8 protein-coding genes are annotated in these 7,074 nt (G+C 71.6%); 2 read left to right on the top strand and 6 right to left on the bottom strand.

Annotated elements, in window-relative coordinates:
• The coding region (locus BZY54_RS46170) for an amidase family protein (protein ID WP_244217670.1) at nucleotides 1–835 on the bottom strand (835 nt) is incomplete at its 3' end.
• Entirely contained in the window at nucleotides 832–1,845 is a 1,014-nt protein-coding gene (locus tag BZY54_RS46165) for a D-2-hydroxyacid dehydrogenase (protein WP_086731312.1), read from the bottom strand. The genes BZY54_RS46165 and BZY54_RS46170, both read right to left, overlap by 4 nt.
• Before the next feature lie 301 nt (nucleotides 1,846–2,146).
• On the opposite strand from BZY54_RS46165, the gene BZY54_RS46160 reads away from it, so the two are divergent.
• Entirely contained in the window at nucleotides 2,147–2,893 is a 747-nt protein-coding gene (locus BZY54_RS46160) for a maleate cis-trans isomerase family protein (protein ID WP_086731311.1), read from the top strand.
• A 28-nt stretch (nucleotides 2,894–2,921) separates the two neighbouring features.
• Entirely contained in the window at nucleotides 2,922–3,632 is a 711-nt protein-coding gene (locus tag BZY54_RS46155; RefSeq protein ID WP_086731310.1) for a GntR family transcriptional regulator, read from the top strand.
• A gap of 166 nt (nucleotides 3,633–3,798) precedes the next feature.
• Here the strand turns inward: BZY54_RS46155 and BZY54_RS51370 are convergent, their stop codons facing one another.
• The 4 genes from BZY54_RS51370 to BZY54_RS54260 form a co-directional block, all read right to left on the bottom strand.
• On the bottom strand, nucleotides 3,799–4,485 hold the full coding sequence (locus BZY54_RS51370; protein ID WP_158104022.1) for a hypothetical protein: 687 nt from the start codon (nucleotides 4,483–4,485) through the stop codon (nucleotides 3,799–3,801).
• Nucleotides 4,486–4,973: 488 nt separating this feature from the next.
• Nucleotides 4,974–5,378 carry a hypothetical protein gene (locus BZY54_RS46140; protein WP_086731308.1) on the bottom strand — a complete coding sequence of 135 codons (405 nt, stop codon included), beginning with the start codon at nucleotides 5,376–5,378 and terminating at the stop codon, nucleotides 4,974–4,976.
• Nucleotides 5,375–6,364 (bottom strand): metallophosphoesterase family protein, encoded by a 990-nt coding sequence (locus BZY54_RS46135; protein ID WP_086731307.1) that lies wholly within the window; start codon nucleotides 6,362–6,364, stop codon nucleotides 5,375–5,377. Before BZY54_RS46135 ends, BZY54_RS46140 begins: the two co-directional genes overlap by 4 nt.
• Complete coding sequence (locus BZY54_RS54260) at nucleotides 6,361–6,915, bottom strand: cupredoxin domain-containing protein (RefSeq protein ID WP_244217669.1); 555 nt, start codon at nucleotides 6,913–6,915, stop codon at nucleotides 6,361–6,363. Before BZY54_RS54260 ends, BZY54_RS46135 begins: the two co-directional genes overlap by 4 nt.
• Between the last annotated feature and the right edge of the window lie 159 nt (nucleotides 6,916–7,074).

The raw sequence follows: 7,074 nt of genomic DNA, 5'->3' as shown, positions 1-7,074 counted from the left end.
ACAGGCCCTCCCCGGCCGTGCCCCCGTCCAGCGCGGCGTGGAAGGAGCGCTCGTGCGGCGCCAGGGCGGACCAGTCACGGTCGTCGGAGCCGCACAGCACGTCCATCATGAGCGCGGCGTCGGCCACCGTACGGGTCATGGGCCCCGCATGCGAGAGGGTGCCGAACGGGCTCGCGGGGTAGAGCGGGATCCGCCCGTAGGTGGGCTTGAGCCCGAAGATGCCGCAGAAGGCGGCCGGAATACGGACCGAGCCCCCGCCGTCCGTGCCCACGGAGAGCGGGGCGAGCCCGAGCGCGACGGCGGCCGCGCTGCCACCGCTGGAACCCCCGGACGTGCGCGTCACGTCCCAGGGGTTGCGGGTGATGCCGGTGCGCGGACCGTCGGTGACGCCCTTCCAGCCGAACTCCGGGGTGGTCGTCTTCCCGACGAGGACCGCACCGTGCTCGCGCAGGCGTGCAACCGACGGCGAGTCCTGCTCCCAGGGCGCGCCGGGGTCCGTGCTCAGCGAGCCGCGCAGGGTCGGCCAGCCCTTCGTCAGCAGCAGGTCCTTGATGGAGACCGGCACCCCGTCGAGCAGCCCGCACGGCTCGCCCCGTCGCCAGCGGTCCGCGGAGGCGGCGGCGTCACGGCGGGCCGCCTCGGGGTCGACCAGACAGTAGGCGTTCACCAACGGGTCGAGCCGTTCGACGCGGGCGAGTACGGCGTCGACCACCTCGACCGGCGACAGGCTCCCGTCCCGATAGCCCGCGACCAGTTCGGTGGCGGTGCGTGCGCACAGTTCGTCCTGCGCGTCGGGCTTCCCGGTGCCGGCGTCCTGGTCGGTGGGTGCGGTCATGGCGAGCCCTCCTCGGTGTGCGGGGTGCCGCCCGGTGCCTCGCCGACCGGCACGTACCCCAGGGTCTTGTCGACGACGTTGCGCAGGGGCCGGCCCGCGGCCCAGCACGCGAAGTTGGCGAGGAACAGCTCCGCGAGATCCTCCAGCCAGCCGTGGGTGTCGGCCGACATGTGCGGGGAGATCAGCAGGCCCGGCACGGTCCACAGAGGGCTGTCGGCCGGCAACGGCTCCTGGCGGAAGACGTCGAGCGCGGCACCCGCGAGCCTGCCCTCCTGGAGCGCCGCCACCAGGTCGTCCTCCACGACCAGCGGGCCGCGGCCGACGTTGACGAACCGTGCGCCGCGCCTCATCCGGGCGAACGCGGCCGCGTCGAACATGTCCGCGGTCTCGTCGGTCAGCGGCGCGGCGCACACGACCCAGTCCGCCTCCGGCAGCAGAGCGGCCAGTTCACCGAAGCCGTGCACCCGGCCGAACTCGGCGTCCCGGGCACGTGCCCTGCGGGAGACCAGCGTCACCCGGAGACCGAGGGCGCCCAGCACCCGGGCCACGGCCCGGCCGATGGGGCCGCCGCCGACCACCACCGCCCGGGTGCCCGCCACGCGTTCGGTCTCCCGGTGCTGCCAGATCCGGGCCCGCCGGCGATCGAGTGTGCCGGGCAGGTCCTTGGCCATGGCGAGGACCAGCCCCGCCACGTACTCGGCGATCGGACCCTCGAAGACGCCGCGGGAGTTGGTGATCACGGCGTCGGAGCGCAGCAGCGCGGGGAAGAGAAGCCTGTCCACGCCCGCGCTCGCGGTGTGCACCCAACGTGGTCCGCCCTCGTCGGGCCACGCGGCCGGCAGTGCGTCGGTCAGGAAGTCCCACACCAGCAGGGCGTCGGCCTCGCGCAGCGCGTCGGCGAGGTCCGCCTCGCCGACGCGCCGCAGCCGGGCCCGGTCCTTGATGCGGTCGAGGAGCGGTGGCTCCTCTTCTCCCAGCACGACGACGAGGGGGAGTGCGGTCGTCCTCATACTCAGCCCTCCGGTCGCTGCGATGCGCGCCTGGTCCGGTCCGCGCCGGCCGCAACCGTACGGGACGGAGCCGCCGGGGGACGGGCTTTCGGCCCGGTGCGCCGTCGCGGGCGTCGGCCTCTCGAACCGATTGACACCCTAGGGGGCCCTCTGTAGGATTGTCAACAATCTACACATTGCCGGTGTGCTCTCCGGCGTGCCGGCACGGAGCCGAGGGAAAGCCGAGAGAAAACGGAGTGCGACGGAACGCGGCACCGCGATCCGTCCGGTCTCGAGAGGGCGAACGCACGTGGCTGACGGCATGACGACGGTGGGATTCCTCTACCCCGGCTACTCCGCCGAGGACGACTATCCGCTGCTGGAGGGCCTGCTCGGCCCAGGAGTCCGACTGCCCCTGGTGCACACGGACATGGGCGAGGACGCGCACCGTGTGGACGCCCTTCTGGAGATGGGCGCCATCCACCGGCTCACCCAGGGGCTGGCGGAGCTCAAGCACCACGACGTGGACGCCGTCATGTGGGCCTGCACCAGCGCCAGCTTCATCTACGGGCGCCAGGGCGCCGGCCAGCAGGCCGAGGAGCTCGCCCAGGCCGCGGGTGTCCCGGCGTCCAGCACATCCTTCGCCTTCGTGCACGCGCTCGAGGCGCTGGGCGTGCGCAGCGTCTCCGTCGCGGCCACCTACCCCGACGACGTCGCCGGGTATTTCGTCCGCTTCCTCGAGGAGTCGGGAGTGCGAGTGGCGCAGGTGTCGGGGAGGGGCATCATCACGGCGGCCGAGGTCGGTACGCTCTCCCGGGAGCAGGTGATCGACCTGGCCAGGGCCAACGACCACGGCGACGCGGAAGCCGTCCTGCTCCCGGACACCGCCCTGCACACCGCCTCATGGCTGGACGAACTGGAGCACGCCGTCGGCAAGCCCGTTCTGACGGCCAACCAGGTCACCGTCTGGGAGGGGCTCCGGCTCGCCGGGGACGCCGCGCCGCGGACCGGCCTCGGACGGTTGTTCCACCAGGGCGCCACCCCGCCCGCGCCGTCCGCCACGAGGTGACGGCGGCACCGAAGAAGGAGAAGAGAACATGCCGGGAGCCAAACGGCTGCAGCCCGTCAGACGCGAGCCCGCCGCCATCGCGATCGCCCATCAGCTGACGGAGGCGATCATGGATGGCACCCTGGCGCCCGGCACCCAGCTCGGGGAGGCCGAGCTGGCCGCGGAGCTCGGCGTGAGCCGAGGCCCGCTGCGCGAGGCGATGCAGCGCCTCGTCCAGCAGGGCATCGCCTACAGCGAGCCGCACCGCGGAGTCTTCGTGACGACCCTCACGGAGGACGACGTACGGGACATCTACCTCGCCCGCACGGCGATCGAGTCCGCCGCGTGCCGGCTGATCCTGCGGCGGGACCCGCAGCGCACCGCGGACCGGCTGGCGCGGGTGCACCACGCCATGGCGGACGCCGCACAACGCGGCGACCACACGGCCCTCAGCGCGGCCGACACCGAGCTGCACCAGGTGCTCGTCGAGGAGTCGGGAAGCCCCCGCCTCAAGCGCATGGCGCAGACACTCCTCGTGGAGACGCGCATGTGCATCACGGCGCTGCAGGACAAGTACCCGGTGCCGGACGTCATGGTCGACGAACACGCCGCGATCATCCAGGCCATCCGTGACGGAGGCGAGGAACACCTGCTGCGGCTGATGGACGATCACATGCAGGACGCCGTGCGGAGACTGACACAGCAGCCCGAGCAAGCCGTTGGAGGGGTGTCACCGAAACCCGAGGCCGTGGGTAACTGATCTTCGGAGGCCGCACCCGCCTCGGCGACGCCGCGCTCGGGGCAGGCCGCCGGCGGCCGGCTGCAGGCATCCCGGGCGGCGAGCTCCCGGGCCGCATCCAGGGCAGAACCCCGGCCCGATTACGGCTGGCCGGGGTTCCGCGTCGTTCAGCGTCGTGCGGTCGGCTTTAGTAGTCGCCCCTGTCTTCCTTGTGACGCTCGATGATCCGGAAGCTGCCCACGACGCCGTCCTTGACCCTCACACCGCCGTGAGGGGGGCAACCGGGGTTCACGCCGTTGCTGGAGCTGTGCGGGCCGACGGTGGCGATGGGGGCGCCGTTGTCGCAGGTCGCCCCGCGGAAGACCTCAATGGTCTTGCGGCTGTCGTTGCGGATGTTGAGACTCCTGGAGCCCAGGCCGCTGACCACCGTGATGCAGCCGCTGGGGTGTGCGGAGTAGGACCGCTCGTTGATGTGGATCCAGCCGCGGTCGTAGTCGCCACCGCGGTCGCCGCCGCGGTCGCCACCGCGGTCGCCGCCGCGGTCGCCACCGCGGTCGCCGCCGCGGTCGCCGCCGCGGTCGCCGCCGCCACCGCCGCCGCCGTAGTCGCCACCACGGTCGCCACCGCCACCGCCGTTGTCCTCGTCGTTGCCGTTGCCGTTGCCGTTGCCGTTGCCCTTGCCCTGGCTCTGGGTGCCGCCGTCCGCGGGTACCTGGACGGGTGCCTGGGCGGGTGCGGGCGCCTGCCGCACGACGGCCTGGGCCGGCTGGGCCTCGGGCGCGGAGGCGGCCGAGGCGTAGGTGATGCCGGTCGCGGTCAGAGCCGCGGCGGCCGTGGCGGCCGCGGTGATCGCACGCTTACGGGTCATGATCATGGAACTGCTTCTCCTGTCTCAGAGATCCGATCGGCTTGGCGGCCGATGTGTGATCGAACGTACTAATGCTCCACATAGCTGTCATTTCGGGCGGAACGGAAGCGGGGTCACAGGGGGCGATCGGGGCATTCCGGGGCACCCGTACGGCCCCTTTTTGAAGAACTGATGGCGTGTCAAATAGACATGGCCACCGTCGGTTTGATCGGCGATTAGGCCTTAAAGGTGATTTCATGACTCGCGCTCACCCTTTGGCGAGCGGGCAGGCTGGAGCTGCCGGCGAGTCGGTGCTTGACACGTGGGCTGTCGCGGTGTCAGGAGGCCGAAGTCGCGGCGAAGACCTCCGGTGCTGAGCAGCCGTCCAGGGCTGCATCGTACGGAGGTCTTCGTCTGTCACCGCGACGACCGGCCGGGCGTTCACCCTCGGCGGAACAGGGAGACGAGCGCCGTGGCGCACGGCCACCCCACCCCAGCCGGCCGCGCACCACACCTCACCCCGGGCGGCGTGCCGCCGCACTGCCGGGCATGCTCGTCTGCCAGACGGCGAGGAGCAGCAGCGTGCCGGCTTCGGCCAGCAGACTGACGAGGGCCTGAGGGGCGGGTTGCAGGCCGTGTTCGCTGAACCCGAAGACGCCCACGGTACGGGAGGCGGCGAAGCCGGCGAGGGCGCCCAGGGCCACACCGGCCGCGGCGGCTCTCAGCAGCGGCGGCATCCCGATCAGCAACAGGACGGCGAGGGCGAAGGAGGCGCTGGCCTGGAGCAGGAAGAGGAGGCCGACGACATGGATGAAGCGGTACTCCTGGACATAGAGCTGGGCGTGGATGTATCCGCTGACCGCCAGCGTGGCGGCGAGCGCCACACGCAGGATCGGAGCGTGGAGTCGTCGGGCGCTCATGCCAGCCTCTGATCCTTGACAGCCAGTTCCCGGTCGCCCTGCCGGTACCCGACGGTGCGGATGCCGAGTGCGTCCTTGAGCTGCCGGGCGGGCACGACCTGCGGGGTGGGAGCGGGGGCCCGGCCCGGTTTCGGCAGCGGATAGGCGGTGGTGGTGGCGGAGTGGAAGGTGATGTTGCCCTCCGTCTTGGTGAACAGCTGATGGACGTGCCCGTTGAGACAGGTCACCGAGGAGAAGCGGCGCAGCAGGGCGATGACCCGCAGGGCGTCGTCCGTGCTCCAGCCCCACTGCGGGTACATGGCGAACAGTGGGATGTGGCTGAAGACCACGACGGGGGTGTCCGAGGGCAGTCCCGCGAGGTCCTTGCGGACGAAGTCGATCTGTTCGTTGCCCAGGTGGCCGAGCTTTTCCAGGCTCAGGGTGTTGACCAGCGCGATGAAGTGCACGCCGTGGGTGTCGAAGCTGTACCAGCCGTCGCCGAGTGTGCCCCGGCCGAAGGTCTGCCGGTAGGCGCGGCCGGCGTCGCCGATGGAGTCGTGCTCGCCCGGCACGGTGAAGACGCGATCGGTCTCCAGGCCGGTCATCATCTGCCTGACCTGGTCGAACTGGGCTGCCGTGGACAGGTGGGTCAGGTCCCCGCTGTGCATGACGAAGTCCGGCCTGAACCCGAGTGAGTTGACCTGGTCGATCGCTTCGGTGAAGGAGCCGGCGACATCCGTGTTCGCCGGGCCCCTGAAGCCGATGTGGCTGTCGGAGACCTGTACGAACCGCAGCGCGCCGCTGCCCGCCGCGGCGACGTCGGCGAGGGCGTCCTGGGAGCCGGCGATGTGGCTGATCACCTCTCCGCCGGCCGCGGTCAGCACCACGGCCCCGCCGAACCACCCCGCATGCCTGAGGAGTTGGCGCCGGCTCATGCCGTACTGCTCGGCGGGCTGCTCGGCATCGGCGGCCGGTGACTGGTCGTGGTGGTCGTGGTACTCGGTCATCGGGTCACCTCCACGGTGGCGGTCATGAACGGGTGGATGGTGCAGAGGTAGGCGTAGGTGCCGGGCTTGGTGAAGGTGTGCCTGTAGGTGGCGTGGGTGGCCAGGGCGGCGGAGTGCAGTGGGCCGCCCGACGAGGCGCTGGTGACGGTGTGGGCGTCGGTGTCGTCGTTGGTCCAGGTCACGGTCGTGCCCACGGCGACCTTCAGCGTGGCCGGGGAGAAGGCGAAGTTCTTGATCGACACAGCGTGCCCGGCCACTGGCGCGGACGACGCGCCCGTGCTCGGCTTCATGGGCATGCTCATGTGGGGCATGGGTGAGGTGCCGGGACGGGAGCCCGCCGTGTCGCCCCGGTCGTGCCCGGAGGCGCCGGGCATCCCGGCCGTCTGGTGCTGACCCGGACCGGGGGTGAGGGCGCCGGCCCCGGTGGACGAGGAATCCGAGTGGCCGCACGCGCTCAGGAGCCCCAGTGCGCCGGCGGTGGCGACGGTGGCGACGGCCAGTGTGGCCGCGAGGCGAGATCGCCGGCCTGGTGTACGAAGGTTCAGCTGCATGGTGTGTTCGTCCTTGCTGATCAGACAGAGGTCGGGTGTGCGGGCGGGGCACAGGGTGCGCGGTCTTCGGGCGAGCGCGGCCGGCGCTGGAGCGGCTGCTGCGCTTGGCGTATCTCCGTCACCTCTGATCACTCCTTGCCGCGCGCGGGAGGGGAGGGG

Origin of the sequence: Streptomyces carpinensis (genome assembly GCF_002154505.1) — a bacterium.
Lineage (GTDB): Bacteria > Actinomycetota > Actinomycetes > Streptomycetales > Streptomycetaceae > Streptomyces > Streptomyces carpinensis.
Note: the sequence above shows the minus strand (reverse complement) of the source record. Positions and strands in the feature narration are given on the sequence as shown.